The following is a 1,193-nucleotide window of genomic DNA, read 5'->3' on the forward strand; positions in this document are numbered from 1 at the left end:
TATACACCTATTGCCTAAAGCCTACGGCTTACAGCCTAATACCGAGTACTTAAATTTTATTTTGTACAATTACTTACCTATTGGTATTTCATTTATACTAATTTTATATCACAACTTTTTTTCTCAAATAGCTAGAAAAAACACACACTTTATTAGATTTTCTATGAATATTCAGACATTCGAACTTCAATTATATGAAAAACTAAACAAGTTTTTTTTTGAACATGACTATTTTCTGATGTCCGAAAAAAAGCAATACCGTAAGATTACCTCTACGGGTTTTTCGAATGTAATTTTTACCTACAACGCTTATGACACCGAAATACTGTTGGATGTAAATATTGGCTGTAGATTCGAAAAAGTTGAAAAAATCGCACAACAGTACTTAGGAAATTATAGAGACTATTGGGAAGATGCTAATACTTTGGTGGTTTCTATTGGCAAATTCAACGATTCAAAAAATTTTAAGTACAAAATACAAACAGAATCCGATTTGGAGGATGCTTGTGAAGATATTCGTAATTTCTTACTGTCGAGAGGTTTTGATTTTTTAGCAAAATATTCAACCTTAGAATCACTAAATACTCTTTTCAACGAAAAACCAAATCAGCCGTGTAAATATGTGTATAATCAATCTCATCGACGGTTTAAAGGAATGATTGTGGCCAAACTGCTGAATCATAAACAGTTTAACGATTTATCCGAAAAACATCAAAAAGGGCTTGTTCTTTCATGGGCTTCAGAACATGAGCTACAAACCTTCGACAGACTGATGACTTTCTTGATGTACGCATCTGACAATTAGCGATTATTCAGCGTAAGACAGTTCAATGTTACATTTAAGCTATTCATCAAAAAAGGCGGTTGAAATTAGTTTTCAACCGCCTTTTTTGAAACTACATTTTACCATTACGCTTCTTTAAGATACAGAGCCTTCTAAATTTAAGTATTCGTGCAGAATAAGATTTAATCTATGTATTTAGGCACTAGGCAACAGGCACAAGGCAAAGAGTGTTAAAATGTTTTTAACGACCACGGAGATGCATTTTTCCAAAGCCCACCGCTGAAAGCCGATACCTGAAAGCCTAAGTACAAGGTTAACCTTTTGATTATTAATATATTATAACAACCGATATAATGTTAACCTGATTACTGGACAAAATTGAAGTTACTAGTTCAAGACTTAGTCTTGG

Annotated in this window: 1 protein-coding gene; it reads left to right on the top strand. The window is 32.9% G+C overall.

The features are described 5' to 3' along the window. On the top strand, positions 1–805 hold an 805-nt coding region (locus tag ACOVQ4_RS17830; protein ID WP_421821971.1), incomplete at its 5' end, for a hypothetical protein. Between the last annotated feature and the right edge of the window lie 388 nt (positions 806–1,193).

The sequence above is a fragment of the Flectobacillus sp. genome, from assembly GCF_049240685.1.
Taxonomy (GTDB): Bacteria; Bacteroidota; Bacteroidia; order Cytophagales; family Spirosomataceae; genus Flectobacillus.